This window comes from Pseudomonas sp. S09G 359, from assembly GCF_002843605.1.
Lineage (GTDB): Bacteria > Pseudomonadota > Gammaproteobacteria > Pseudomonadales > Pseudomonadaceae > Aquipseudomonas.
Genome location: NZ_CP025263.1, coordinates 4,725,636 through 4,751,176, shown reverse-complemented (window position 1 = coordinate 4,751,176; position 25,541 = coordinate 4,725,636). Strand labels below are relative to the sequence as shown.

At 62.6% G+C, this 25,541-nt stretch carries 24 protein-coding genes and 1 tRNA gene; 12 read left to right on the top strand and 13 right to left on the bottom strand.

Annotated features, from left to right (window positions below; genetic code table 11):
* Positions 1 to 362: 362 nt before the first annotated feature.
* The gene (locus CXQ82_RS21705) at positions 363 to 1,289 is read right to left on the bottom strand and encodes a GGDEF domain-containing protein (RefSeq protein ID WP_101272229.1); all 927 of its coding nucleotides are present in this window, start codon (positions 1,287 to 1,289) and stop codon (positions 363 to 365) included.
* 280 nt (positions 1,290 to 1,569) lie between these two features.
* Positions 1,570 to 2,712, bottom strand: coding sequence for an FMN-dependent L-lactate dehydrogenase LldD (lldD, locus tag CXQ82_RS21700; RefSeq protein WP_101272228.1), 1,143 nt, complete (start codon positions 2,710 to 2,712; stop codon positions 1,570 to 1,572).
* Between the two features lie 101 nt (positions 2,713 to 2,813).
* Between lldD and CXQ82_RS21695 the strand changes: the two genes are divergently transcribed.
* Entirely contained in the window at positions 2,814 to 3,710 is an 897-nt protein-coding gene (locus CXQ82_RS21695) for a LysR family transcriptional regulator (RefSeq protein ID WP_101272227.1), read from the top strand.
* 60 nt (positions 3,711 to 3,770) lie between these two features.
* Positions 3,771 to 3,846: transfer RNA gene (locus tag CXQ82_RS21690), tRNA-Asn, on the top strand.
* Positions 3,847 to 3,917: 71 nt separating this feature from the next.
* Here CXQ82_RS21690 and CXQ82_RS21685 read toward each other — a convergent pair.
* From CXQ82_RS21685 to CXQ82_RS21675, 3 genes are all read right to left on the bottom strand, one after another.
* Positions 3,918 to 5,237, bottom strand: a complete 1,320-nt coding sequence (locus CXQ82_RS21685) for a cation:dicarboxylate symporter family transporter (protein ID WP_101272226.1) — start codon at positions 5,235 to 5,237, stop codon at positions 3,918 to 3,920.
* 95 nt (positions 5,238 to 5,332) lie between these two features.
* Positions 5,333 to 6,538, bottom strand: coding sequence for a pyridoxal phosphate-dependent aminotransferase (locus CXQ82_RS21680; RefSeq protein WP_101272225.1), 1,206 nt, complete (start codon positions 6,536 to 6,538; stop codon positions 5,333 to 5,335).
* Complete coding sequence (locus tag CXQ82_RS21675) at positions 6,535 to 7,200, bottom strand: RraA family protein (RefSeq protein ID WP_101272224.1); 666 nt, start codon at positions 7,198 to 7,200, stop codon at positions 6,535 to 6,537. Before CXQ82_RS21675 ends, CXQ82_RS21680 begins: the two co-directional genes overlap by 4 nt.
* 122 nt (positions 7,201 to 7,322) lie before the next feature.
* On the opposite strand from CXQ82_RS21675, the gene CXQ82_RS21670 reads away from it, so the two are divergent.
* Entirely contained in the window at positions 7,323 to 8,219 is an 897-nt protein-coding gene (locus CXQ82_RS21670) for a LysR family transcriptional regulator (protein WP_101272223.1), read from the top strand.
* Positions 8,220 to 8,495: 276 nt separating this feature from the next.
* Here CXQ82_RS21670 and CXQ82_RS21665 read toward each other — a convergent pair whose 3' ends face one another.
* The 3 genes from CXQ82_RS21665 to CXQ82_RS21655 form a co-directional block, all read right to left on the bottom strand.
* Positions 8,496 to 10,907, bottom strand: coding sequence for a TonB-dependent siderophore receptor (locus tag CXQ82_RS21665; RefSeq protein ID WP_101272222.1), 2,412 nt, complete (start codon positions 10,905 to 10,907; stop codon positions 8,496 to 8,498).
* Positions 10,908 to 10,982: 75 nt separating this feature from the next.
* Positions 10,983 to 11,933, bottom strand: coding sequence for a FecR family protein (locus tag CXQ82_RS21660; protein WP_101272221.1), 951 nt, complete (start codon positions 11,931 to 11,933; stop codon positions 10,983 to 10,985).
* A complete protein-coding gene (locus CXQ82_RS21655) occupies positions 11,930 to 12,451 on the bottom strand; it encodes a sigma-70 family RNA polymerase sigma factor (RefSeq protein WP_101272220.1) in 522 nt (173 codons plus the stop codon). Before CXQ82_RS21655 ends, CXQ82_RS21660 begins: the two co-directional genes overlap by 4 nt.
* A gap of 154 nt (positions 12,452 to 12,605) precedes the next feature.
* On the opposite strand from CXQ82_RS21655, the gene CXQ82_RS21650 reads away from it, so the two are divergent.
* The gene (locus tag CXQ82_RS21650) at positions 12,606 to 13,526 is read left to right on the top strand and encodes a LysR family transcriptional regulator (RefSeq protein ID WP_101272219.1); all 921 of its coding nucleotides are present in this window, start codon (positions 12,606 to 12,608) and stop codon (positions 13,524 to 13,526) included.
* Here the strand turns inward: CXQ82_RS21650 and CXQ82_RS21645 are convergent.
* Positions 13,432 to 14,136 (bottom strand): TetR/AcrR family transcriptional regulator, encoded by a 705-nt coding sequence (locus CXQ82_RS21645; RefSeq protein ID WP_101272218.1) that lies wholly within the window; start codon positions 14,134 to 14,136, stop codon positions 13,432 to 13,434. The two genes, CXQ82_RS21650 and CXQ82_RS21645, sit on opposite strands and share 95 nt — an antisense overlap.
* Positions 14,137 to 14,257: 121 nt before the next feature.
* Between CXQ82_RS21645 and CXQ82_RS21640 the strand changes: the two genes are divergently transcribed.
* The gene (locus CXQ82_RS21640) at positions 14,258 to 15,475 is read left to right on the top strand and encodes an MFS transporter (RefSeq protein WP_101272217.1); all 1,218 of its coding nucleotides are present in this window, start codon (positions 14,258 to 14,260) and stop codon (positions 15,473 to 15,475) included.
* A 7-nt stretch (positions 15,476 to 15,482) separates the two neighbouring features.
* On the opposite strand, the gene CXQ82_RS21635 is transcribed toward CXQ82_RS21640, so the two are convergent.
* On the bottom strand, positions 15,483 to 15,923 hold the full coding sequence (locus CXQ82_RS21635; protein ID WP_101272216.1) for a hotdog fold domain-containing protein: 441 nt from the start codon (positions 15,921 to 15,923) through the stop codon (positions 15,483 to 15,485).
* Positions 15,924 to 16,044: 121 nt separating this feature from the next.
* On the opposite strand from CXQ82_RS21635, the gene CXQ82_RS21630 reads away from it, so the two are divergent.
* The 5 genes from CXQ82_RS21630 (at position 16,045) to CXQ82_RS21610 (ending at position 21,625) form a co-directional block, all read left to right on the top strand.
* Positions 16,045 to 16,668, top strand: coding sequence for a TetR/AcrR family transcriptional regulator (locus tag CXQ82_RS21630; RefSeq protein WP_101272215.1), 624 nt, complete (start codon positions 16,045 to 16,047; stop codon positions 16,666 to 16,668).
* A 56-nt stretch (positions 16,669 to 16,724) separates the two neighbouring features.
* Positions 16,725 to 17,522 carry a DNA/RNA non-specific endonuclease gene (locus tag CXQ82_RS21625; protein WP_101272214.1) on the top strand — a complete coding sequence of 266 codons (798 nt, stop codon included), beginning with the start codon at positions 16,725 to 16,727 and terminating at the stop codon, positions 17,520 to 17,522.
* A 1,251-nt stretch (positions 17,523 to 18,773) separates the two neighbouring features.
* Positions 18,774 to 19,985, top strand: coding sequence for a YeeE/YedE family protein (locus CXQ82_RS21620; RefSeq protein ID WP_101272213.1), 1,212 nt, complete (start codon positions 18,774 to 18,776; stop codon positions 19,983 to 19,985).
* Between the two features lie 109 nt (positions 19,986 to 20,094).
* Positions 20,095 to 20,637 (top strand): cysteine hydrolase family protein, encoded by a 543-nt coding sequence (locus CXQ82_RS21615; protein ID WP_101272212.1) that lies wholly within the window; start codon positions 20,095 to 20,097, stop codon positions 20,635 to 20,637.
* A gap of 4 nt (positions 20,638 to 20,641) precedes the next feature.
* The gene (locus tag CXQ82_RS21610) at positions 20,642 to 21,625 is read left to right on the top strand and encodes a GlxA family transcriptional regulator (RefSeq protein ID WP_101272211.1); all 984 of its coding nucleotides are present in this window, start codon (positions 20,642 to 20,644) and stop codon (positions 21,623 to 21,625) included.
* Here CXQ82_RS21610 and CXQ82_RS21605 read toward each other — a convergent pair.
* The 3 genes from CXQ82_RS21605 to cynR all read right to left on the bottom strand — a co-directional run bounded on the left by CXQ82_RS21605 (position 21,596) and on the right by cynR (position 24,078).
* Positions 21,596 to 21,763, bottom strand: a complete 168-nt coding sequence (locus CXQ82_RS21605; protein ID WP_101272210.1) for a DUF2986 domain-containing protein — start codon at positions 21,761 to 21,763, stop codon at positions 21,596 to 21,598. The two genes, CXQ82_RS21610 and CXQ82_RS21605, sit on opposite strands and share 30 nt — an antisense overlap.
* Before the next feature lie 58 nt (positions 21,764 to 21,821).
* Positions 21,822 to 23,048: an MFS transporter gene (locus CXQ82_RS21600; RefSeq protein WP_101272209.1), complete on the bottom strand. Its 1,227-nt coding sequence runs from the start codon at positions 23,046 to 23,048 to the stop codon at positions 21,822 to 21,824.
* A 142-nt stretch (positions 23,049 to 23,190) separates the two neighbouring features.
* Entirely contained in the window at positions 23,191 to 24,078 is an 888-nt protein-coding gene (gene cynR / locus CXQ82_RS21595; protein ID WP_101272208.1) for a transcriptional regulator CynR, read from the bottom strand.
* Positions 24,079 to 24,190: 112 nt separating this feature from the next.
* Between cynR and CXQ82_RS21590 the strand changes: the two genes are divergently transcribed.
* Both CXQ82_RS21590 and cynS read left to right on the top strand, forming a co-directional pair.
* A complete protein-coding gene (locus tag CXQ82_RS21590; protein ID WP_101272207.1) occupies positions 24,191 to 24,826 on the top strand; it encodes a carbonic anhydrase in 636 nt (211 codons plus the stop codon).
* Between the two features lie 234 nt (positions 24,827 to 25,060).
* Positions 25,061 to 25,531 carry a cyanase gene (gene cynS, locus CXQ82_RS21585; protein WP_101272206.1) on the top strand — a complete coding sequence of 157 codons (471 nt, stop codon included), beginning with the start codon at positions 25,061 to 25,063 and terminating at the stop codon, positions 25,529 to 25,531.
* Positions 25,532 to 25,541: the final 10 nt, after the last annotated feature.

Genomic DNA, 25,541 nt, shown 5'->3' with positions numbered 1-25,541 from the left:
ATTAGGTCTGTTATAGCAATTGGGCTGGTTGTGGCAATCGGGCTTGTTGTGACAATTCGGCTTGTTGTGACAAAAGGGCTTATGTGACAAACGGGCTTATGTGGCGAGCGGGCTTGCCCGCGTTGGACTGCGCAGCAGTCCCATCTCTGGGGCCGCTGCGCGCCCCAACGCGGGCAAGCCCGCTCGCCACAACAAGCCCGGCTTTTACCCCAACAAGCCGGCCTGTGTCACTACAAGTCCGCCAGTGCCCCAACAAGCCGGCCTGTGTCACTACAAGTCCGCCAGTGCCCCAACAAGCCGGCCTGTGCCACTACAAGTCCGCCTGTGCCACAACAAGCCCGCTCGCCACAACGGCCTTGTTCTTACCCCGCCATTGCCAACCGGTTGCGGCCTTCGCGCTTGGCCACATACAAGGCATTATCGGCGCGGCGCAACAGGCTTTCGGCAGACTCGGCAGCCAATAAGGTTGAGCAGCCCAGGCTCACCGTCAATTCGATCCGTGTACCGTCCGCCCAATAATCCTGGGCCTGTGCCGCCTGGCGCAGGCGTTCGCCCACCAGCGCTGCTGCCTCGCGGCCGGTGTTGGACAGCAGGATCAGAAACTCTTCCCCGCCAAACCGAAACACCATGTCGACGTTACGCAGCTGGCCCTTGATCGCTGCGGCAACCGCACGCAGCACGCTGTCGCCGGCGGTGTGACCGTGGGTGTCGTTGATGATCTTGAAGTGGTCGATGTCCAGCATCAGCAACGACAGCGGGTTCAGGTGCCGGCGCGCCATGTCGATTTCCCGTTGCAGGGTCTGGTCCATGGCGATGCGGTTGCCGGTCTCGGTCAACGGGTCGCGCAGGGCGCTGCGGGTGGCGGCGCGGTAGAGCAGGGCGTTGCGCATCGGGTAGAGCAGGGTTGCCAGCAATGATTCGAGCTGGCCGAGTTCTTCTTCCAGCAGGCGCTGGTTGCGGCGAAAGATCAGCTCGCCCAGGTGCTCGCCTTCGTGGCTCAAGCTGTAGCTCACCGAATGGTGGCCGCGGTGGCCGAACTCCAGGCGCAGGTCGCTGGCCTCGTGGCGATATTGCAAGGCGTCCAGCGGCACCAGCCGTTGAATCTCACGGAAGAACACCCCGAGGATGCGCTCCGGTTCCAGGCTGGTCTGCAGTTGCATGCCCAGTTGCTGGCGAAGCTGGGTAATGGTGGTGGGGCGGCGCGGGAGGAGCGATGGCTGACCAAAGCCCAGGCGTTGCAATTTGGCACTGTCGAAGTCAATTGCGTTGGTCTGGGTAGGTGTTTTCATAAGCGATCGCCTCTAAGCACTTCAGTGTCTTACAGGCTCGATGAGAGTGGCGAATGCCAAGCGTCTTACTGTTCCTTCAGTTCCGTAAAACATGCTGAACAGTTTAGACCGCTTTGCAGTGGGTTATAACCCCTGGGCACAGCCGCACGTCTTGTCATCGCTTAACCTGCTTGATAAATAGCAGAGCGAGATTCATGCCAGTTTCTTTTGGTTGATAAAACTCTTTATAAATCAATGACCGTTTTTTAAGTTGAAAACAGTCATTGAAGAGTGGCGCCGGTTATTTGGCTGATTGAACCAGGGTGCTGTGGTCAATCTGGTCAATCGCGGTCACGCCGGTGAGGGTCATTGCCACACGCATTTCCTTGGCGAAGATATCCAGCAGGTTCTCTACCCCGTGCTGGCCATCGGCGGCCAACGCGTAAGCCGTGGCGCGACCGAGCAGGCACGCCTTGGCACCCAGGGCGAGCATGCGCACCACGTCCAGCCCGGAGCGGATGCCTGAGTCCACCAGCACCGTGAGGTCATCGCCCACGGCGTCGGCAATCGGCGGCAAGGCCTTGGCGGTGGACAGCACGCCATCCAACTGGCGGCCGCCGTGGTTGGAGACCACGATGCCATCGGCGCCGAAGCTCACCGCGTCCTTGGCGTCCTGGGGGTCGAGGATGCCCTTGATGATCATCGGGCCCTTCCAGAACTCACGGATCCACTCCAGGTCCTTCCAACTGATGGACGGATCGAAGTTGTTGGCCAGCCAGCCGATGTAGTCTTCCAGGTGGGTGGGTTTACCGAGGTATTTGGAGATATTGCCCAGGTCATGCGGGCGGCCCATCAGGCCCACATCGAACGCCCATTGCGGCTTGGTCACAGCCTGCAGCATGCGCCGCTGCGCCGCGAACGGCCCGGACATGCCCGAGTGCGCATCGCGGTAACGCGCGCCGGGCGTCGGCATGTCCACGGTGAACACCAGCGTGGTCACCCCGGCGGCCTGGGCCCGCTCCAGTGCATTGCGCATGAAGCCACGGTCCTTGAGCACGTAGAGCTGGAACCAGATCGACTGCGGGCTCTGCGAAGCCACCTCTTCAATCGAACACACCGACACCGTCGACAAGCAAAACGGGATGCCCTTGTTGGCCGCCGCCTTGGCGGCCTGCACCTCGCCGCGCCGCGCGTACATGCCCGTCAGGCCTACGGGGCTGAGGATCACCGGCATCGCGAGTTCCTGGCCGAACAGGGTGGTGCTCAGGCTGAGGTTGTCGACGTTGCGCAGGATGCGTTGGCGCAGGCTGATCTCGGCCAGGTCCGAACTGTTCGCGCGCATCGTGTGCTCGGCATAGGCGCCGCCGTCGATGTAGTCGAACAGGAAACGCGGCAGCTTGCGCTTGGCGGCTGCGCGGTAATCGGATGCGGACGAGATGATCATCAAGGGTGTCTCCTCAAGGCAAAGTGGGTTGAGGATAGGCAAATCTCTGGCATGATAAAAACAACTTTTATCACTAGATACCAGTCGCTAAAGGAATACTGATGAACCTCAGGACGCTACAGGCCTTTGTCGAAGTGGTACGCCAGGGCGGTTTTTCCCAGGCCGCCGAAGTGGTGTCCCTGACCCAATCGTCGGTAAGCAAGGCCGTCAAGACCCTGGAGGAGGAGTACGGCACGCCGCTGCTCAATCGCCTCGGCCATAAGAACGAACTCACCGCCGCCGGCGAAATTGCCTACCGCCGCGCCCTGGTAATGCTCGCCGAGCACCACGACCTGGTGGCCGAAATCAATGACCTGCGCGGCCTCAAGCGCGGTGTATTGCGCATCGGCCTACCGCCGGTGGGCTGTGGTGTGTTGTTTGCGAGCATGTTCGCCACTTACCGCAGCCGCTACCCGGACATCGACATCGAACTCACCGAATACGGCAGCAAAAAACTGCGTGAATGCCTGGAAGCGGGGGAGGTCGACCTCGCGGCCCTGCTGCTCCCCGTGGACGAAGCCTTCGACTACCAACCCGTGCGCAACGAACCGCTGATGGCCGTGCTGCCCAGGAGCCACCCGCTGGCCAGGCGCAAGCGCATCGACTTCACCGACCTCGCCGATTCGCCCTTCATCCTGTTCGAAGCCGGCTTCGCCCTGAACGCCAAGATCCTCGCCGCTTGCGAGCGCAAGGGCGTAACGCCGCGAGTCACCGCGCGCAGCGGGCAGATCGACTTTATCGTCGACCTGGTCGCCGCGGGCCTGGGCGTCGCCTTCCTGCCGCGCATGCTGGCGCACAAGCACCAACACGCCGACATCGCCCTGGTCCCCCTGGACGAACCCCACACCGACTGGCACATCGCCCTGGCCTGGCGCAGCAACGCCCACCTACCACCGGCGGCGCGGGCCTGGTTGGAATTGGCCAAGGAACAGCCGCTTTCAACCGGTCATCCGGTTTAATCGCCAGAAATGCCAGGTAAGGCTTGACTTATCCTTTTTAATCAGTAACATACGGCGCATTCCGCGATAGCTCAGTTGGTAGAGCAAATGACTGTTAATCATTGGGTCCCTGGTTCGAGTCCAGGTCGTGGAGCCAGATAGAGAAAAGCCTGCAGAGATGCAGGCTTTTTTTTGCCCGTATTTTGGGGCACTGCGAGGTGTTTCCGGTCAATCAGTATCAAGTGCAGTGGGTCGACCCAACGACGATTCTGACGCGCTGCTGCATAGAGTTGGCGATGCTGGTGTCGGCGGATGCTCGGTGCGCCCCTCCCACTTCGCTATCACCAACGGCGCCAGCGCATTGCCCAGCACATTCAACGCCGTGGTCGGCATCTCCATCAACCGATACACCCCGGCAATAAACGCAATGCCTTCCAGCGGCAGGCCCGCGCTGGCCAGGGTCGCGGAGAGAATCACGAACATGAACCCCGGTACTCCGGCGGCGCCTTTGGACGTGAGTACCATGGTCACCACCAGCAGCGCCTGATCGCCCAGGCTCAGGTCGATACCGTACAGCTGCGCCACGAACAGGGTGCCGATACCAAGGAACAGTGAAGCGCCGTCGAGGTTGAACGAGTAGCCCACCGGCACCACAAAGCTCACCAGTGACGGCGGCACGCCGTAGGTCTCGAGTTTTTTCATCAGTTGCGGCATGACCGACGCCGAACTCGCGGTGGAGAAAGCCAATATCAATTCATCCTTGATATGGCGCATCAAGGCAAACAGGTTGATCCCGCACAATCGCGCAACCAGGTTAAGCACCACCAGCACAAAGAAGGCGATCGCCACGTAACTGACCATGATCAGTTTGGCCAATGGCAGCAGCGAGCTGAAGCCGAAGTTGGCGACGGTCACGGCGATCATGCCGAACACGCCAATGGGCGAGTAGGCCATGATCATCGATGTAACCTTGAACATGGCATCCGACACGCCGCGCAGCAGCGCGATCACCGGGTCTTTGCGTTCGGCGGGCAAGCGTGCCACGCCCAGGCCGAACATCACGGCAAAGAACAGCACCGACAACAGGCTGCCCTGGGCCATCGCACTGATCACATTGTCGGGGATGATCCCAACGATAATCTGCCCCAGGCTGTGGCCCGCGCCACTGCTGGTGGGCAGGGTGATCGTCGCCGCATGCAGGCTCGACAGTTCAGTGCCGGCCCCCGGCTTGAGCAGGTTACCCAGTACCAGCCCGACAATGATCGCCAAGGTGGTGATGCAGAAAAAATACCCCAGGGAACGCACGCCGATACGGCCCAGGGATTTGCCGTCGCCGTGCCCGGCAATGCCCACCACCATGCACGAGAACACGATAGGGACGACGATCATCTTCATCAGCTTGATAAAAATGTCACCCGCCGGTTGCAGGAGATTGTCCACCAACCACGGCCGGGATTCGGGAAAACGGTGCAGCAGGGCACCGATGGCAATACCGGCGAGCAAGCCGATCATGATTTGCCAGACCAGCGCGATACGGGGCGTGTGCATGGGAATGCCTCATTTGGAATCAATGATTTTTAAGTTGTTGTTCTAGGCAGTCAAAAGGCGGCCGTCCGTTGGCCGCCGGGTGTAGCAAGAGGCCGTCAGCGCACGTCGTGGCATGCGTCTTTGAGGCGGCGGCAACCTTCTTCAATCACATCCAGCGAGCTGGCGAACGACAGGCGCACATACGGCGACATGCCATACGCCGCACCGCTGACCGTGGCCAGGCCGTAGTCGCGCAGCAGGTAGTCCACCAGTTGGGTATCGCTCGTCAGGCGATCACCCTGAGGGGTAAGTTTGCCCATCAGTCCGCTCACATTGACGAACACATAGAACGCGCCGTCGGGTGGGGTAAAGCTCAAGCCGGGAATGTCCGCCAGCAGCGCAAGCATGCGTGCGCGCCGCTGTTGGTATTCCTCGCGCATCCCGGCGATGGGCGCCTGGTCACCGGCAAACGCGGCCACCGCAGCGGCTTGGCTCAAGGAACTGGGGCAGGTGGTGGTTTGCGACAACAACTTGGCGATGGCCGAGATCAGCCACGCAGGCCCCGCGCCGAAACCCAGGCGCCAACCGGTCATTGCATAGCCCTTGGACGCGCCGTTGACGATCAACGTGCGTGGCTTCAGGTCCGGCGCCAAACGCGTCAGTGGTAGATGCTGCGCGTCACCGTAGACGAAGTGCTCATAGATTTCGTCAGCCATGATCAGCACATGCGGATGACCGCGCAACACGTGCGCCAGGGCCAGCAGCTCAGCCTCGCTGTACACCGCGCCGCTGGGGTTGTTCGGGCTGTTGAGGATCACCCATTTGGTCAGCGGAGTAATCGCTTGCTCCAGTGCCTGTGGTGACAGTTTGAAGCCCAGGCTTTCGTCGCCTGGAATAATCACCGGCGTGGCATCGTTGAGCCTTGCGATGTCCGGGTACGACACCCAGTAAGGCGTATGCACGATGACTTCATCGCCGCGATTCAGCGTGGCGGCCAGCGCGTGGTAGATGATGTGTTTGCCGCCGCAACCCGCCACCACTTCATCCAGGCCGTAGGCCAGGTCATTGTCCCGTTGCAGCTTCAGGCAGATGGCCTGGCGCAGGGCAAGGGTGCCGGTGGTGGGCGTGTAGTGGGTGTCGCCGCTGTGCATCGCCTGGCTGGCGGCTGCAAGGATATGCGCCGGGGTGTCAAAGTCCGGTTCGCCCACGGTGAAATTGACGATATCGCGGCCCTGGGCGCGCAACTCGGTCACTAGCGCATTGGCGGTGATGCTGGGTGAAGGCGCGATGCCCTGGACGCGCTCAGATAAAAACTGCTTCATTGCGCCAACCCTGCGTTGTCCAGGACCTTGTCGATCCAGCCCTGGCGCACCGCACCGCTGGCGATCTCGGCCTTGACCGCTTCTTCATGCTCGGCATGCTGCGCGGCGCGGCGCAGCACTTCGGCAGCGTCGGCTTGGGAAAACGCGACCAGGCCGTCTTCATCACCCACCACCAGGTCGCCGGGGTTGATCAGCATGCCGCCGATGGACACCGGCACGTTCACTTCACCGGGGCCGGTTTTGTACGGGCCGGTGTGCACCACGGCGCGGGCATAGCAGGGGGTGTCATCAAAGCTGGCCACATCACGAATCGCGCCGTCGATCACAAACCCTACACAACCGCGTTGTAGCGCGTAGAGCTTGACCAGTTCGCCGATCACCGCGTTATTGGTGTCGCCCTGGCCGTCCACCACCAGCACATGGCCCGGTTGCAGCATGCTCATGGCTTTGTAGATCAGCAGGTTGTCGCCAGGGCGTGTCTTCACGGTGATCGCCGTGCCCACCAGCTTGCCGCTGCGGTTGTAGCGTGTCAGGCCGCGGGCGCCGATGTGCCGGCCGAGGTTGTCACTGATATGCGGGGTGACCACTTGGGCAAACGCTTCGACCAATTCGGTCGAGGCCATGGGGGCGTTGGGAAGGATGCGTGAACCGGGCAAGGACATGGCAAATCTCCAAAATCGTTGGATAGCGATGGGCTATGTCCGGATCTTAGGAGTGATGATCGAAGAGTTTTAGCGATATTTTATGATGTGTTAGCATCGATTTTTTTCATGATTGGTGCGCCATGATCACCTTCAAACAAATCGACGCCTTGTTTTGGATCGCCGAACTGGGCAGCTTTGAAGCCGCCGCCAACAAGCTGAACATGTCCCAGTCGGCCATCTCCAAGCGCATCCAGGAGCTTGAAGATACCTTCGACGTAGAGATTTTTGACCGTAGCAAACGCAACGCGCGCCTGACTGAAAAAGGCGGCGAATTGCTCGACTACGCCCGCGACCTGCTCAACAGCCGCGACCAATTGCTCGAACGGGTCAGCGCGCGGGAAGTGCTGGTGCGCAGGTTTCGCCTCGGCGTCACCGAACTCACCGCCTTGACCTGGTTGCCGGCGCTGGTGGAAGCGCTGCGCCAGGCCTATCCCAAGGTGCAGATCGAACCCTCGGTGGAACTCAGCAGCGAGCTGTTCCGCAAATTGGAAAACGACCTGTTGGACCTGGTGATTGTGCCAGATGTCTACAGTGACCCGCGCTTTCACAGCACGCTGCTGCAGAGTGTCGAAAACGCTTGGATGTGTGCGCCTGGCCTGATCCCGGATGCCGACCCGATCAGCCTGGAGACGCTGGCCAGTTACACCGTACTGACCCAGGGTTCGCAGTCGGGCACCGGGATGATCTACGAGCGATGGCTGGCGGCGCACAACGTGCAGATGCCGCGCACACTCACCAGCCACAACCTGTTGGTGCAGGCCGGGCTGGCGTTGTCGGGGATCGGTGTGAGTTACCTGCCCAAGGCCTGCCTGGCCCATCTGATCGAGCAGGGTACCCTGCGTGCCCTGGTCACCCAGCCTGCGTTGCCGGACATTCAGTACGTGGCGTTACACCGGGTGGACCGGCAGTTTGGCTTGAACCAGGACGTGGCGAAATTGGCGCAGGCCTGCTGCGACTTTTCGCGATTGTTGTTCTAGTGCATGTTTTTAAAGTATCCAAACCCGGTTGTTTAGAGATTTTTCATCGGTGGCTTGGTCATGTTCATAAGCCTGTCCACCCAACCTTCCTCATCGACGCTGAGCTGTTTTTTTTGCTTTTGTGGCGAGCGGGCTTGCCCGCGTTGAGGTGCGAAGCAGCCCCAATTCAGGCGACTGCGTTTTTACAGGCAAATCAAGTTGGCAGGTTTTGGGGGCGCTTCGCACCCCAACGCGGGCAAGCCCGCTCGCCACAACAAGCCCACAGGGCAGAACACCTTACCAGCGGTAGGTCAACGAACTGACCAACTGGCGCTCATCGCCATAGCGGCAAATCGCGAATTCGCAGTAGGTGTAGCGTTTGTTGGTGACGTTGTTGGCGTTGAGCGCGACTTCCCAATGCGGGTCGATCTCGTAGCTGGCGCGGGCGTCGTACAGGGTGTAGGCAGGCATGGACGAAGGCACGCCGGAGGCCTGCGTGGTGCCTTTGTAGCGGGCGCCACCGCCGATGCGCACTTGCGGGATACCCAGCGCGGCCAGGCGGTAATCGGCCCAGAGGGCGGCCTGGTGGTAGGGCGTGTCTTCGCTGCGTTGGCCGATTTCGCTGGCGATATCGCTTTTGGTGATGCGTGCGTCAATGTAGGCGTAGGACGAAATCAGGCTGAGGTTGGGCGTGACTTCGGTCTTGGCTTCCAACTCGAAGCCACGGGAGCGAACTTCACCGACTTGTACCGAGAAGTTGATATCGGTGCGATCCTGGCTCAGGACGTTTTTCTGCTCCAGCTGGTACACCGCCGCGCTCAGCAGTGTGGCGCTGCCTTCGGGTTGGTAGCGGATGCCGATTTCATACTGCTTGCCTTCGGTGGGCACAAAGCTTTCCCCCGCCTTGTTGGTGCCGGCCACCGGGAAGAATGACTCGCTGTAGCTGATGTACGGCGCCAGGCCATTGTCGGCCTTGTACACCAGGCCGGCGCGCCAAGTGGTGGCTTCATCGCTTTTGCCGCTATCGGCGCCATTGCGGAACAGTTCGGTATGCTGGTCAGCCCAATCATGGCGGCCACCGAGCAGCAGAATCCAGCGCTCATCGAACTTGATCTGGTCCTGGAAGTAGATGCCTTTTTGCAGGGTATCGATCTGCGAGCCGCGGTCGGTTGTCGGGCTACGGTTAACCACCACCGGCTGGCCATATTGATAGGTCGCCAGGTTCAACGACGGCGCGTTGCCCCGGAAGTTATGCGAGTCGTAGCTGGTGTCATAGCCATCAAAGCCCAGCAGGAAGGTGTGCTGCCAATCACCGAACTGCCATTTGCTTTCGAGGTTGGTGTCGCTGGCCAGGCCTCGTGAGCGCTCCTCACGATCGCTGTATTGGCGGCGCAGGAGGCCGGTGTTTTGCGCCGTGGCGATGTTGGTGCCGGCGATGTTGACTTGCAGGTAACGCCACGTCACATCCGACTGGTAGTAGCGCAGCTTGTTGCTGATGCGCGTGTGCTCATCGAAGCGGTGCTCGAACTCATAGCCCAGCGCGGACATCTCGCCGTTCATTTCGTCGTAGTCCGGTTCGCCGATAAAGTCGTGGCGGCCGATCTGGAAGTTGCCGCTGCCCACGCCCTTGGTCAGTTGGTAGGGCAGGGGCGCGGAGAAGCCGGTTTCGGTCTTCTGGTAAAACGACAGCAGGGTCAGCGAAGTGTCGTCGTCGGGCCGCCAGGTCAGGGCCGGGGCCACGTACACCTTGTCGTTGGGGATATGGTCGGCGGCGGTGTCACTCTTGCGGTCGAGCAGGGTCAGGCGGTAGCTCAGGGTGTCGCTGTCGCCCACCGGGCCGGTGAAGTCGGCGGACAGCTGCTTGCGGTTGTTCTGCCCGGCTTGCAGGTTGAGCTCGTGGTAGGGCGTCTGGCTCGGGCGTTTGCTCACGGTATTGATCAAGCCGCCGGGCGAGAGTTGGCCATACAGCACCGACGCTGCGCCGCGAATCACCTCGGCGCGTTCCAGGCCATAAGGTTCCTGCACGCCGTCATAGGAGTTGTTTTGCAGGCGCAGGCCGTCGCGCAGGGAGCCGCCGGTGACGGATTCAACGTCGAAGCCACGAATGCGGAAGCGGTCCGAGGTGCGGTTGAAACTGGTGGGCTGGCTGGTGAAACCCGGGGTCAGGTCGAGGGTTTGCGAGAGGGTTTCCGATTGGCGATCGCGGATCTCGTCACTGGTGACCACCGACAGCGATTGTGGGGTTTCGATGATCGGCGTGTCGGTCTTGGTGGCGCTGAGGTTGCGCGTGGCCACGTAGCCCTTGACGTGCTCGGTGCTGCTTTCTTCGCTGAGGCCGGTGATGGCGGTGGGCCCCAGCTCCAGCGAACCGGTGGTGTCTATCGGCATCAGCACATAGCCATTGGCGCCTTGCACCGCCTGCAAGCCGCTGCCGCGCAGCAATTGCGCGAAGCCCTGGGCCACCGCGAAGTCACCTTGCAGGCCGGCGGTGTTCAGGCCAGCGACGGTCTTGCTGTCGAACAACAGCGCCACATGCGCCTGCTGGGCGAACAGGTTCAACGCGGGCCCCAGTGGGCCGGCGGCGATTGCATAACGCGTCGCCTCCTGTGCCGCCACCGGGCTGCTGAATGCCAGGCTCAGCGCAGCCAGGCTGGCCAGGTTGATCGCCAGGGCGAGGGGCAAGGGAGAACGCTTGAAGTGGCGCGGCATGGAAGAATTTCCTGTTATTGAGGTGCTTTCTTCCTTGACGGGGCAGTGCTGAAAAGCGGAACCCGGCGGGTAAAACTATTTTTCCTGGCGCTCGATCTGCAACCACCACGGGCTGAACGAACGGATGCGCACCGGCAGGCCATCGGCGATCAATTGCAGGGCGCGACGCGGGTTATCCAGCGGCAATACGGCGGACACGCGCAGATCGGCCAACTGCTGGCGATTGAACTGAACATGGCCGCCGTATTGGCGCGCGAGCTCGTCGAGGGCTTCCGGCAGGGGACGGTCCTGCACCACCAGTTGATGGTGTTTCCAGGCGTCGTCGGTGGCGCGCGGGTCGATCCTGCCTAGCCGTTTCACCGCGTCCGGGGTAATGCGCGCCTGTTCGCCGGCGCTGACCTGCACGTCATCATGCTGGCTGGCGTCGGTGGCGGCGACGGTTGACTCGAGCATGCTCAGCAAGGTGCCCGGAGCCTCACGCTTGACCGTAAAGCGCGTGCCGAGGGCGCGCATCTGGCCGTCCTCGGTGACCACGGTAAACGGCCGCGTCGCGTCGTGGGCCACTTGCACCAGGATTTCGCCGCGCAGCAAACGCACCTGGCGCTGCTGGCCGTTGAAGGTCAGGTCCACGGCGCTGTTGCCGCTGAGGGTCAGTTGCGAGCCATCTTCCAGCTTGACCTGCTGCCACTGCGCCGGGGCGGTGCGCTGGTCGGCCAGCAGGTAGCTCGGCGGGTAGGCCCGCAGCGCCAGGGCCACCGGCAGCGCCACCAGCAAGCCCAGCAGCACACGCCCGGCCGGGTTGCGTCGGCGTACCCGCGCGGCTTCCAGCGCAGCCTGCACCGGGGCCTGTTGCGGGCGCAAGGCCTGCAAGCGCCCGACAAACCCCTGCAAACGCTCAAAGGCCGCCCCATGCTGCGGGTCGGCAGCTTTCCAGCGCTCGAATTGCTGCTGCTCGCGCTCGCTGAGGTTGCCCTCATTGAGGCGAATCACCCAGTTTGCGGCCTGCTGGTCGAGGTCGCTGCTCATACGTCCAGCGCGTGGTTGCAGTGCATCAGGGCGTTCATCAAGTGCTTGCGCACCATGCGTTCGGAAATCCCCAGGCGGCTGGCGATCTCGCTTTGACGCAGGCCTTCGAGGAAGTACAGCAAGAACGCCTGCCGCGCATTCAGCACGAGGCCGTCGAGCACAAAGGCGATCTGCTCCAGGGCTTCGAGGGTGACCAGAATCTGTTCCGGCGACTGTTGGCACTGTTCCATCATCTCGATGGTCAGCGCCAGCTCGCGCAGGTAGGCGTCTTCCAACTGGCGGCGGCGCGCGCGGTCGATGATCAGGTGACGCGCGGTGGTGGTGAGGAAGGCCCGGGGTTCACGCATGCCGCCGAGGGCATCGCGGGAGGTGAGAATTCGCATAAACGTATCGTGGGAAAGATCCGCCGCGTTATGCGGGCAGCCGAGCTTTTTGCGCAGCCAGCCGAACAGCCAACCATGGTGCTCGGTGTAGAGCGCATGGACAGCCTGGTTCAAGGGGAGGTTGCTGGCCGACATGGCGGGATACGTCTGCGGATAAGAATTATTCGCAAGATTGGCGGTGTGCCATCAGCGAAAGCAAGCGTGGCCAGCAGCGGTTGCTGTATTTATGTGATCAGGGCTGATAAACAGGCGGTGTCAGCTTTAAAATCGCCATTCGGTGTAATCAATCATGAAGCGCCATTTCGAAGATTTGCAGCTGGGCAGCATCGAGCTGTTCTGCCTTGCCGCCGAATCCAGCAGCTTCACCGCCGCCGCACAGGTGGCCGGTGTAACCCCAGCCGCCGTGAGCCGCAGCATCTCGCGCCTGGAAGAACGCCTGGGCTCGCGCCTGTTTGTGCGCACCACCCGCAGCATTCGCCTCACCGACAGTGGCCGCACATTTTTCGAACAATGCCGCCAAGCCCTGACCCAGTTGGTGGAGGCCCAGCAGGAGGTGATGGGCGCGCAGTCGGTGCCCTCCGGCCTGTTGCGCATCAGCATTCCGACCACCTACGCGCACCACCGCCTGCTGCCGTTGCTACCGAAGTTTCGCGCGCTGTACCCGCAGGTCACGGTGGATATCCACATCAGCAACCGCAATATCGACTTCGTTGCCGAGGGCTACGACCTGGCCGTGCGCGTGCGTGCGCAACCGGACTCATCGTTGATCGCGCGGCTGCTGGAAGACGCTGAACTGGTGGTGGTGGCCGCGCCGTCCTACCTGCAACGCGCTGGTACCCCACAAACGCTGGCGGATTTGCCCGACCACGAATGCATCCAATATGAACTGCCGAGCAATGGCCGGCGCATCTCCTGGTTGTTCCAGGCGGGCGGCAAGCCCCAGGAGTTTTCGGGGGCGGCGGGGTACAGCTGCTCCGACGATGTGCTCGGCGGCGTAACCCTGGCCAAGCATGGCGCGGGCCTGTTCCAGACATACAAGTTTATTGTCGAGCAGGAATTGGCCGACGGCAGCCTGGTGGAAGTGCTGCAGCCGTTTGGCGGGCGTTCGCGGCCGTTTACCTTGTTGTATCCCCACGGGCGCTATGTGCCGCATCGGGTGCGGGCGTTTGTGGATTTTTTGCTGGCGTGTCGCGATGAATGGGCGCGGTGATCGACGCCGCCACATCCCAGGTCAGCAGCAGTTGGCTGATCGCCGCGTCGAGGGTGGCGTGGGGCACCCCATCACGGGCCAGTAGGGAAACCCCCTGCAAAAAACTGTCGAACACGCTGGCCATTACCGTTGCCTGCGTCTGCTGCGGCAACTGGCCCATACGCACGGCACGCTCCACACACGCGACCAGCCCCGCCCGCGTGCGTAACCGCGATTCGGTCAAGCCATCCGCCACCCGCGCATTCTCCGGGCTTGGCGCGCTCATCACGCCCAGCGCGACCATGCAGCCCTTGGGGTGCCCGTCTTCGCACTGCATGCGTACCGACTGGCGCAACGCGGTTTCGATGGCCTGGCGCGGGGGCAGGGTTTCGTCCCACAGGCATTCGGTGACCTGGGCGTAGGTCGCCACGTAGCGCTGCACGCATTCATCGAACAGCGCTTCCTTGGAGCCGAACGCCGCGTAGAAACTCGGCGCGGAGATGCCGCCACCCAGGCCGGCCTTGAGCTGCGCAAGGGAGGTGGCGTCGTAGCCGTGCTGCCAGAACAGGTGCAGGGCCTGCTCCACGGCCTGTGCGCGGTCGAAGGTACGGGGGCGGCCCATTTGTGCCATGGCAGGTCTCCGGTGCAAAGTTAGATAGATACTAGTCGATACATAAGTCGTTGACAATGTCGGTTGCCCGCCTGCAACATCTGTATCGATCAGTATTTAAGTAATCCCAAAGGAGTTACCCGTGACCCCCTCACTGACCTTACCGGCCGCATCCGAGCGCCTGCCCATCGGCGCCTTGCTTGCCCTGGCCATGACCGGCTTCATTTGCATCGTCACCGAAACCCTGCCCGCTGGCCTGTTGCCGCTGATCAGCGACGGCCTGGCGATATCGCCGTCGATGGCCGGGCAGATGGTCACCGCCTATGCGCTGGGTTCGGTGCTGGCGGTGATCCCCCTGACGATCGCCACCCGTGGCTGGCGCCGGCGCAATGTGTTGCTGCTGACCATCGTCGGCTTTCTGCTGTTCAACTCGATCACCGCGCTGTCGTCGCACTATGGCGTGACCCTGGTGGCGCGCTTCTTTGCCGGTGTGGCGGCGGGGTTGGCCTGGAGCCTGTTGGCCGGTTACGCCCGCCGTATGGTCGCGCCCCATCAACAGGGCAAGGCGCTGGCGCTGGCGATGGTCGGCACGCCGATTGCGCTGTCGCTGGGGGTGCCGCTGGGCACCTGGCTCGGCGGGCTGGTGGGCTGGCGCACGACCTTTGGCCTGATGTCGGCCGTGAGCCTGGTGCTGATTGCCTGGGTGCTGGTGAAAGTCCCGGACTACGCGCCGCAGCCCGCCCATCAACGCGTGTCACTGCGCAGCGTGTTGACCACCCCTGGCGTACGTCCGGTACTCGCGGTGGTGATCACTTGGATGCTGGCCCACAACATTCTCTACACCTACATCGCCCCGTTCGTGACGCCGGCGGGCCTGGCCGCGCGCGTGGACCTGGTGTTGCTGGTGTTCGGGGTTGCGGCGTTGGCCGGCATCTGGATCACCGCGAGGCTGGTCGAACCGCTGCTGCGTAACACCGTGCTGGTGAGCCTGGTGATGTTTGCCGCGGTGAGTGTGGTATTTGGCGTGCTGGGCAAGGTGCCCCAGGTGATCTACCTCGGCGTGGCGGTGTGGGGCCTGAGTTTCGGCGGCGCCGCGACCCTGCTGCAAACCGCCCTGGCTGACGCGGCGGGCGAGGGCGCGGATGTGGCGTTATCGCTGAACGTGGTGGCGTGGAACAGCGCGATTGCCGGCAGCGGCGTGGTGGGCGGGGTGTTGCTGGACCGCTGGGGTGTGGCGGCGTTTCCCTGGGCGATGCTGGGCTTGGCGCTGCTCGCGTTGGTGATCGCGTGGACGGCGCGTGCCCATGGCTTCAAACCGGGGAAGCGGTCTGCCGATGGGCCCGCCGTCGTGGGGCATTGAGCTAGTTCTAGGCCAGCTTCACATTCATGGTGATGCGCGCTGTAAACACTTTGACGTCGCCTTCATCGTAGATGTCCACCGGCACAATCTTGTCCCCGGCGGTATGCCAATCGATGCTGCTGCCGTCGGCCACCGCACGAATGGCGGTTTTTGCCTTGGCCAGGTATTCAACCGTCATGCCCTTGGGAATCCAGCGTGCGCCGGCGGGTATCGAGACGTCGGTCATGGTGCCGCCGGCCAGTTCGGCGGCGTTGCACAGGGCAATGGCATGCACCGAGGCGAGGTGGTTAGTGATTTCCTTGCGAAACGGCACGTTGACCACCGCACGGTTTGGGCTCAGTTCAACGAACTCCGGGGCGACGCTGCTGAAGTACGGTGCCATCTGGCACACCATCTGGCTGAAGGCGGCGGGCCCTGCGCTATTGAACAGGCCGAGTGTCTGGCTCATGGGATATCCTCTTATTGGCTTAAAAGAATAATATTCTGTAACGGAACAATATTCCGTTAACGTCGCGAGTGTCAACCCGGACGATCAACCTATAAACTGCTTTTATTTGGCGCCTCTTTGCATGCACTCCATCGATCTCATCGAACGCACCTTCCCCGGCCGGCGCAGCGACCTCAAGCGCAACATCCTGCGTGAGGCGCTGGCGTGTTTTAACGAGGTGGGTATCGAGGCGACCAATATCGAAACCATTCGCGCACGCTGCGACACCAGCGTGGGCGCCATCTACCATCATTTCGGCAGTAAAGAGGGGCTGGTGGCCGCGCTGTTTTTTGCCGCGCTGGAGGACCAGGCCGTGCTGCGCGACCGCTTCCTGCAAGCGGCGAGCACGGCGCGCGAAGGGGTGGTGGCGTTGGTGTACAGCTACGTCGAGTGGGTGGACGCACAGCCGGACTGGGCGCGCTTTGTTTTCCAGAGTCGCTTTGCGGTGTCCAACGGACCGTTCAAGGACGAGCTGATCGCGCGCAACCGCCAGCGCAACCGGCAGTTGCAGGACTGGATGAGCAGCGCCGATCGCAAGGAATCGTTCAGCCATCTGCCGGCGGAACTGATTCCTTCGCTGATCATCGGCGCTGCCGAAAGCTACTCACGTGCCTGGCTGTCGGCCAAGGTCAAGCAGAGCCCCCAGGCGTATCGCGAGTTGCTGGCTGAAGCCGCGTGGAATTCGATCGGGCTGGGCCAGCACTAAAGTGCATTGTGAGGGTCCATAGGTCCCGTTTATCCCTCACGATAAGATTTAAAAACATGCACTTACGCAACATTGCAGTCGGCCTGTCGGCCTTTTTCCTGCTCGCCACCGGTGCTCACGCCCGGGGTGTGATGGACCTCTACTCCAGCCAGGAACAACGACTCTCGTTTGACGCCTGCGCCGATATATTTCCCGCTTCAACACCGATCAACACCGCCACCGTCCCCGCCAGCATGAAGCCGTTGGCGCTGTGCTCCGACCACTTTGCGGTGGTGTATTCGCAAACCAGCAAGACGCCATTGGTGGTGGTCGAACGCCTTAACGCACGCCAGCTCAACGCGGCCAAAGGCGAGGAACGCACCAACCATTTCTACGCCGACCCACGCCTGCCCAAGGGTGGTCGCGCGGAGTTGAGCGACTACCACGGCCAGCAACCGGCGATGGACCGTGGCCATCAATCGCCGGCCGCCGATGCCCCTGATGCGAAGGCCATGGCGCAGTCCTTTGCGCTGTCGAACATGGTGCCCCAGGACCCCACCAACAACCGCAAGATATGGAGCAAGGTCGAGGCCGACGTGCGCAAATTCGCCGTGCGCGCCGGTGGCGATGTGTACGTGTTTACCGGCCCGCTGTTCGACTCGGGCCATAGCACCATCGGCGACAACCAGGTCTGGGTGCCGACGCGCCTGTTCAAGCTGGTGTACGACGCCTCGTCCCAGCGCGCCTGGGCCTACGTGCTGCCCAACGCCGAAACCCGCATTCAGAAACCGATGGACTACGACACCTTCGTGAAGAGCACCGGGCTCAAGTTGCTGGGCAATCTTCCGGTATCGGGGTCGGTAGGGCGCAGCTGACCCAGTAGTGAACGGACTCCTCGTGGCAAGCCGGCTTGATGTGGCAGGCGGCTAGTTGTGGCAAGCGGGCCAGTTGTACAGAGCGGGCCAATTGTGCAGAGCTGGCCAATTGTGGCGAGCGGGCTTGCCCGCGTTGGGCTGCGCAGCAGCCCCAAACCAGTCGCCGCGTTTTGTCAGTTAACCCGCGGTGCTTGAACCCGGGGCCGCTTCGCGCCCCAACGCGGGCAAGCCCGCTCGCCACGGGTGTTGCTTTGGCCATACAGCCAGCCACGGGTGTTGGTTTGGCCACACAGTCAGCCACGGTGTCGTTCTGGCCATACACCGCCACACAGCCAACGCCGCCTTTGTGGCGAGCGGGCTTGCCCGCGTTGGGCTGCGCAGCAGCCCCAAACCAGTCGCCGCGTTTTGTCAGTTGAACCGCGGTGCTTGAACCCGGGGCCGCTTCGCGCCCCAACGCGGGCAAGCCCGCTCGCCACGGGTATTGCTTTGGCCACACAGTCAGCCACGGTGTCGTTCTGGCCACACACCGCCACACAGCCAGCGCCGCCTTTGTGGCGAGCGGGCTTGCCCGCGTTGGGCTGCGCAGCAGCCCTAAAACAGTCGCCGCGTTTTGTCAGTTAACCCGCGGTGCTTGAACCCGGGGCCGCTTCGCGCCCCAACGCGGGCAAGCCCGCTCGCCACGGGTGTTGGTTTGACCATACAGCCAGCCACGGGTGTCGTTCTAGCCACACACCGTCACACAGCCAGCGCTGCCTTTGTGGCGAGCGGGCTTGCCCGCGTTGGGCTGCGCAGCAGCCCCAAAACAGTCGCCGCGTTTTGTCAGTTGAACCGCGGTGCTTTAACCCGGGGCCGCTTCGCGCCCCAACGCGGGCAAGCCCGCTCGCCACGGGTGTTGGTTTGGCCACACAGTCAGCCACAGTGTCGTTCTGGCCACACACCGCCACACAGCCAGCGCCGCCTTTGTGGCGAGCGGGCTTGCCCGCGTTGGGCTGCGCAGCAGCCCCAAAACAGTCGCCGCGTTTTGTCAGTTGAACCGCGATGCTTGAACTCGGGGCCGCTTCGCGTCCCAACGCGGGCAAGCCCGCTCGCCACGGGTATTCCTATGGCCATGCATCGCCACACAGCCAGCCACGGGTGTTGCTGTGGCCATACATCGCCACAAAAAGCAGGGGGCTGAAGCCGATCATTGTCCTCTGGGTTTATACTCGCGGCCCTCGCAATTCACCTTTTTCAAACGAACCGAGATACCCCATGAGCACCTCCGTTTCTCTCACTCCCGCGCGCAAGCCCTTCGCGCCGTTGGTGGCCTTTATCGTTCTGGTGCTTGGCGCCCTGTTCCTGCAGAACAGCGTCGGCTCGCGCCAGGTGTTGTTGCTGGTCGTCGGCGCGGCACTGGGCTTGACTCTCTACCATGCTGCCTTCGGTTTCACCTCGGCCTGGCGCGTGTTTATCAAGGACCGACGTGGCGCTGGCCTGCGCGCGCAAATGGTGATGCTGACGGTGGCGGTGCTGCTGTTTTTCCCGGCGCTGGGGGCAGGCACGTTGTTCGGGCAGCCGGTGGTCGGGCTGGTGGCGCCGGCTGGGGTGTCGGTGGTGTTTGGTGCGTTTATTTTCGGCATCGGCATGCAGTTGGGCGGCGGGTGTGCGTCGGGCACGCTGTTCACCGTGGGCGGCGGTAATGCGCGCATGCTGGTGACGTTGTTCTTCTTCATCTGCGGTTCGCTGATCGCCACTCACCACGTTGACTGGTGGTTTGCGCTGCCGGCGTTCCCGGCGGTGTCCATCGTCAAGAGCTTCGGCGTGGTGCCGGCCTTGCTCGCGAGCCTGGCGGTGTTCGGTCTGATTGCCGCCGTTACCGTACGTTTGGAGAAGGGCCGTCACGGTCAGCTCGAACCAGGCGTGACCAGCGAGCATCAAGGCCTGCGCCGTTTCCTGCGCGGGCCATGGCCGTTGGTATGGGGCGCGATTGGCTTGGCACTGCTCAACTACGCCACCCTGGCGCTGGCCGGGCGGCCGTGGGGCATTACCTCGGCCTTCGCCTTGTGGGGCGCCAAGGTCGCCAGCGGCCTGGGTGTGGATGTGGCCAGCTGGGCGTTCTGGCAGATGCCTGGCAATGCCAAGGCCCTGGCCGCGCCGGTGTGGGAAGACATCACCAGCGTCATGGACATCGGCATCGTCCTCGGTGCACTGCTGGCCGCAGGCCTGGCCGGGCGTTTTGCGCCGAGCCTGAAAATCCCCGCGCGTTCCCTGTTGGCGGCGGTGATCGGTGGCTTGTTGCTCGGCTACGGCTCGCGCCTGGCCTACGGCTGCAACATCGGCGCGTATTTCAGCGGCATCGCCTCCGGCAGCCTGCATGGCTGGGTATGGTTGGTGGCCGCGTTTATCGGCAACAGCGTGGGCGTGCGCTTGCGGCCCTGGTTCTTTGCCGGCGAACGCCCGCAGGTCGCGCTGAGCGGTTGCTGAACCTGTCCGAATCCGTCCGCAAGTGGTCCGGCGTGGGCCTGTTGCGCAACGGCCCGGCGGCCTAGCATGGCTTGCATCGACCCGTTAGATGCAAGCCACAGGAGCTGTCATGCGCCGCAAAGCCCTTATCGTCATCGATGCCCAGCAGTCATTTCGTCATTCAACCTATTGGTCCGAAAATGACCTGCCGGCTTACCTGGAAAAACAACAGGCGCTTATCGATGGGTGTGTTCAGCAAGGCATCCCGGTGATACAAGTCTTCCATGTTGAAGACCAGGGGCACTTTTCGATGGCATCGGGCAACGTCAGCACATTGAGTGAATTATCGATCAACCCTGAGCTGGTCATTCACAAGCGCTTCCACAGTGCCTTCGCCGGCACCCCACTGGCCGCCCGGCTCACCGAGCGGGGCGTGACCCACCTGATCATCAGCGGCATCCGCACCGAACAGTGCTGCGAAACCACCACGCGGCAGGCGTCGGACAGCGGCTTCAGTGTGGACTTTGTCAGTGAGGCAACGCTGACCTTTGCCATGACCCACGCGCGCAGTGGCCGGGTCTACACCCCGGACGAGATTCGTGAACGTACGGAGCTGGTGCTGGAAGAGCGCTTTGCCCGCATTGTCAGCGTTGCCCAGGCATTGGCAGAGTGAATCCATGAGCCTGCCGGTGCTGTTCGTGCTGTTGCCCAACGCGCTGATGCTGGACCTGGCCGGCCCGGCTGAAGTACTGCGCCTTGCCGCCCAAGTCGAGGACCCGGCCGCGATCGATTTTGACTTGCAGTACGTCAGCCCGGTGGCCTCCCTGCAAACGTCCATCGGCTTGCCTTTGAGTGGGTTGGCGCCACTCCCTCCAACCCTCGCGCCCGGCACCCTGGTGGTGTTGGTGGGCTCCACATCGAAGGTCACACACGCGCAGCGCCACGCATTCGAGTCGGCCAGCCAGCTGCTGACGCAATGGCTGCAAAGCGTATTCGCGCCCTCGGGCCAGCGGTTGGTGTGCGTGTGTGCGGGCGCCTTGAGTGCGGCCAGAGCCGGCCTGCTGGATGGCCGCCAGTGCACCACCCACCACGCGTTGTGCGCGACCTTGCAGGCCATGGCGCCCAAGGCCCGGGTGTTGGAAAACCGCCTTTACGTTATCGATGGCCCGATCAGTTGCAGCGCCGGCGTCACGGCGGGCATCGACCTGATGCTGCACCTGGTCGCCGAACTGGCTGGGCCACGGCTGGCCTGCGCCGTGGCGCGGGATATGGTGGTGTACATGCGCCGCAGCGGCACCGACCCGCAGTTGTCGCCCTGGATCACCGGGCGCAATCACCTGCATCCGGCGGTGCATCGGGTGCAGGACGCCATCGCTGCTGCCCCCTGTGACGCGTGGACCGTGACCCGCATGGCAAGCCTGGCGTGCACCAGCAGCCGTCACTTGGCGCGCTTGTTCCACGAGCATGTCGGCGTCAGCCCACTCGATTACCTGCACCAGCTGCGCTTGACCGTAGCCCGTGAGTTACTCGGTGAGTCGACCTTGGATATGGAAACCGTGGCCGAACGCGCGGGCTTCGGTTCGGCGCGACATCTGCGGCGTATCTGGGGCAAGTACGAGGTGGGGACGCCTTCAGCCAGCCGTGTCGGCCTCGTGGGTTGACGCCTGATCAGCCTCGGCTTCGAGCTTGGCGCGGTCGGCTTTGCTGATGTATTTGTCTTTGCTTTTCGGCGCCAATTTGGCGCTGGCCTTCTTGGCTTTGGCCTTGAAGAGCTGCTGGAGTTTTTTCTGGCGGTTCATGTCGTTTTACCTCGGGAGTGCAGGCGCGGATCATACCAGCTCGCGCCCGCTCAGAGGTCTAGCCCGGCTGCGCCGCCAAGCTGTTGCTGACATTACGCCCCAGCACCAGCACGGTCACAAACCCGCAGCCCACCAAGGCCGTGGCCAGGCTCAACAACACCGCGCTACCCATTTGGTCGACGATCTGCCCGCCGAAGAACGAACCCAGCGCGATGATCACCTGGAACAGGGCGACGAACAGCGGCATGCCGCGTTCGACATCCTTGGGCGCCACCACAAACATCCAGATGCTGGCGCAGGCCGGGAACGCGCCGAAGGCGAAGCCCCAGAGTGCGATCAGCATCGCCGCGCCGCTCATGCCGGTGGCGAAGTGCGGGAACAGCGCGGTGCTGGTGCCGATCATCAAGGCCACCAGCAGCAGGGTGTGACGCACGCTGCGGTTGGCGGCGAAACCGGCAAACACGTTGCCCATCACCCCGGCCACGCCATACAGCAACAGCAGCGAGCCAATGGTCGGGCCGTCGAAACCGGAACTGTTTTTGAAGAACGGCGCGACATAGGTGTAGGCCGCAAAGTGCGCGAGGCCGATCAGCAACACCGCGATCAAACCGACCCGCGCCTGTGGGTTGATAAACAACGCCGGCAGGTCACTCACACGAATCGCCTTTTCCGGCTTGAGCTGCGGCAACAGGAACACCTGGGCCAGCAGCACCGGCACGCCCACCAGCGCGGTGACCAGGAAGGTCATGCGCCAGCCCATCAAACCACTGAGCCAGGTGCCGACGGGCACGCCGAGTACGGTGGCCAGGGTCACGCCCATCATGATGATCGAGGTGGCCTTCGCGACGCCCACCCCCTTTGGCGCAAGGCGCCCGCTGAGGGCAATGGCCGTGGCCCAGAAACCGCCGATGCTGATGCCGAGCAATACGCGCCCGAACAACAACAGGTTGAAGTCGCTGGCGTAGGCCACCACGGCGTTGGCGATGATCATGATCAGCGTCAGGCCGATCAGCAGGTAACGACGGTCCATGGCACCAATGAACACCGACAGCAACGGGGCGGCGAGGGCGGCCATGATGCCGGGCAGGGTCACCATCAGCCCGGCGTGGCCGGCGCTGATGCCGAGGTCGCTGGCGACGTCGTTGAGCACGCCCACCGGCAGGAATTCGCTGGTCACCAGGGCGAAGGCACCCACGGCCACCGAAAGGATCGCCAACCACTGCTGTTTGACGCTTTGTTGATTATGTTCAGGGCGGCCGCTGGAGGCCTGGCTGACACTTGGCATGTGTTGGATTCCACGAGGAATGCCGCCTGAAACAGCCAGGCAGCAAGGAAGAAAGGGGAGGCGATTATAGGAAGCGGTTTTGCAGACGCTATAGGCGAGCGATTCGATAGTAATCATCAGTGCTATCGATGTGACGCCCAGGTCATGCGCCAAACGTTGCGCCGACTTCCCTGGCCACCTCAATAAACACCCGCGCCGCCGCCGACTGGTAAGCCCCTTGGCGCCGCATCAACACCGCCGTGCGCTGCAAGCGCTGTGGCCCCAGCTCAATCGCCACCAACTCCGGGTGTGCCTGCGCGATGGCGGCGGGCAGCAGCGTCGACAAGCGCGTCCTGCGCACCACCTCAAGCAGCGCGCCGATCACATTGGCCTCCATCACCACGCGCGGGCGGATGGCGTGCTGGTTGCAGTAGCGGTCGATCTGCTCGCGGGTGGCGAACTCGCTGCTCAGCAGAATCAGCGACTCGGCATTCAGCGCCTGCAGCCCGATGGCCTGTTCCCGCGCCAGCGGGTGCTGCGTGCCGACCACCAGCGCGAGGGTTTCCACCAGCAGCGGCGCGGCGTCGATGTCCTGGGCGTGGGCCTGGTCAAACGCGATGCCCACGTCCAGTTCGTCGGCCAGCAGTTGCTGCTCCATCTGTTCCTGGGCGACTTCACGCACGTTCAGCGTGATGTTCGGATAGCGCTGATGAAACGCTTCGACCAGCGGCCCGATCAGGTACGTGGTGAAGGTCGGCGTGACGGCAATGCGTAAGGCGCCGCGGCTCAAATCCGCCACGTCATGAATCGCACGTTTACCTTCCTGCAATTCCTGCGCAGCTCGCAGTGCATAGCGTAGGTAAACCTCGCCGGCATCGGTCAGGCAGGTCTTGCGGCCGGAGCGATCGAACAGCTGCGCGCCCAGGCTCTCTTCCAGTTGCCGCACTTGCTGCGACAGCGCCGGCTGCGACACATGCAAGGCCGCCGCCGCCTTGGTGAAACCCTGGTGTTGCGCAACGGCGAGGAAGTACTGGATATGTCGGGCAAGCATGTCGGTAGCCATAAGATTATCTGATGTACTTGATCATATATCAGACTTTTACCTTATCAAGTGCGCTGCGTAACCTTTGTTCCATCGCCTCGCGATTCAAAGGAGCCAGCCCATGCAAGACATCATCGACGGTTTTCTCAAGTTTCAGCGCAACGCCTTTCCTGAGCGCGCCAGCCTGTTCAAAGACCTGGCCAACCAGCAGAGCCCACGGGCGCTGTTCATCTCCTGCTCCGACAGCCGGCTGGTGCCGGAACTGGTTACGCAGCGTGAGCCAGGCGACCTGTTTGTGATCCGCAACGCCGGCAACATCGTGCCGTCCTACGGCCCTGAGCCGGGCGGTGTTTCGGCCTCGGTGGAGTATGCGGTGGCGGCCTTGCAGGTCAGCGACATCGTCATCTGCGGGCACTCCGATTGCGGCGCCATGACCGCCATCGCCACCTGCAAATGCCTGGATCACATGCCCGCCGTGGCCGGCTGGTTGCGTTACGCCGACTCCGGCCGCGTGGTCAACGAAGCCCGCCAGCATTCGAGCCCGCAGGCCAAGGTGGCGTCGATGGTGCGCGAAAACGTCATCGCGCAGTTGGCCAATATCCAGACCCACCCCTCGGTACGCCTCGCCCTCGAAGAGCAACGCGTGGCGCTGCATGGCTGGGTGTATGACATCGAAAGTGGCTGTATCGAAGCGTTCGATGGCCACACCGGCAAATTCGTGTCCCTGGCCGCAAACCCGACAGTACGCGCCGTTTAAAACCCCACCCGCCCGAATCAAAGAACAACGCAAATCGCCCTTGTGGCGAGCGGGCTTACCCGCGTTGGGCAGCGCAGCGGCCCCAGAACCAGACGCTGAGCTACTTCAGGAAAAACCGCAGTGCCTTTAGAGGGGCCGCTGCGCACCCCAACGCGGGCAAGCCCGCTCGCCACGAGGGACAGTGTGTGCTTTTAAACCTGTGTTACGCCTATTTTTACCCACGGAGATAACCCCATGATCCAGTCTCAAATCAGCCAGACCACTCGCCTTGCCCTGACCGACATTATCCTGTTGGCCAAGGCCCGCAAAGACCTGTCCTTCGCGCAGATCACCGAAGGCACCGGCCTGTCCGAAGCCTTCGTCACTGCCGCGTTGCTGGGCCAACACCCACTGCCGGCCAACGCCGCCCAAACCGTCGCCGACACCCTCGGCCTCGACGCCGACGCCGTGGCCCTGCTGCAAACCATCCCGCTGCGCGGCAGCCTCGGCAACGGCGTGCCGACCGACCCGACGATCTACCGTTTCTACGAAATGCTGCAGGTGTACGGCACCACGCTCAAAGCCCTGGTGCACGAGAAGTTTGGTGACGGCATCATCAGCGCGATCAACTTCAAGCTGGATATCAAAAAGGTTGAGGACCCGGATGGCGGCTCGCGTGCGGTGATTACCCTGGATGGCAAGTATTTGCCGACCAAGCCGTTCTGAATGAGCTGTG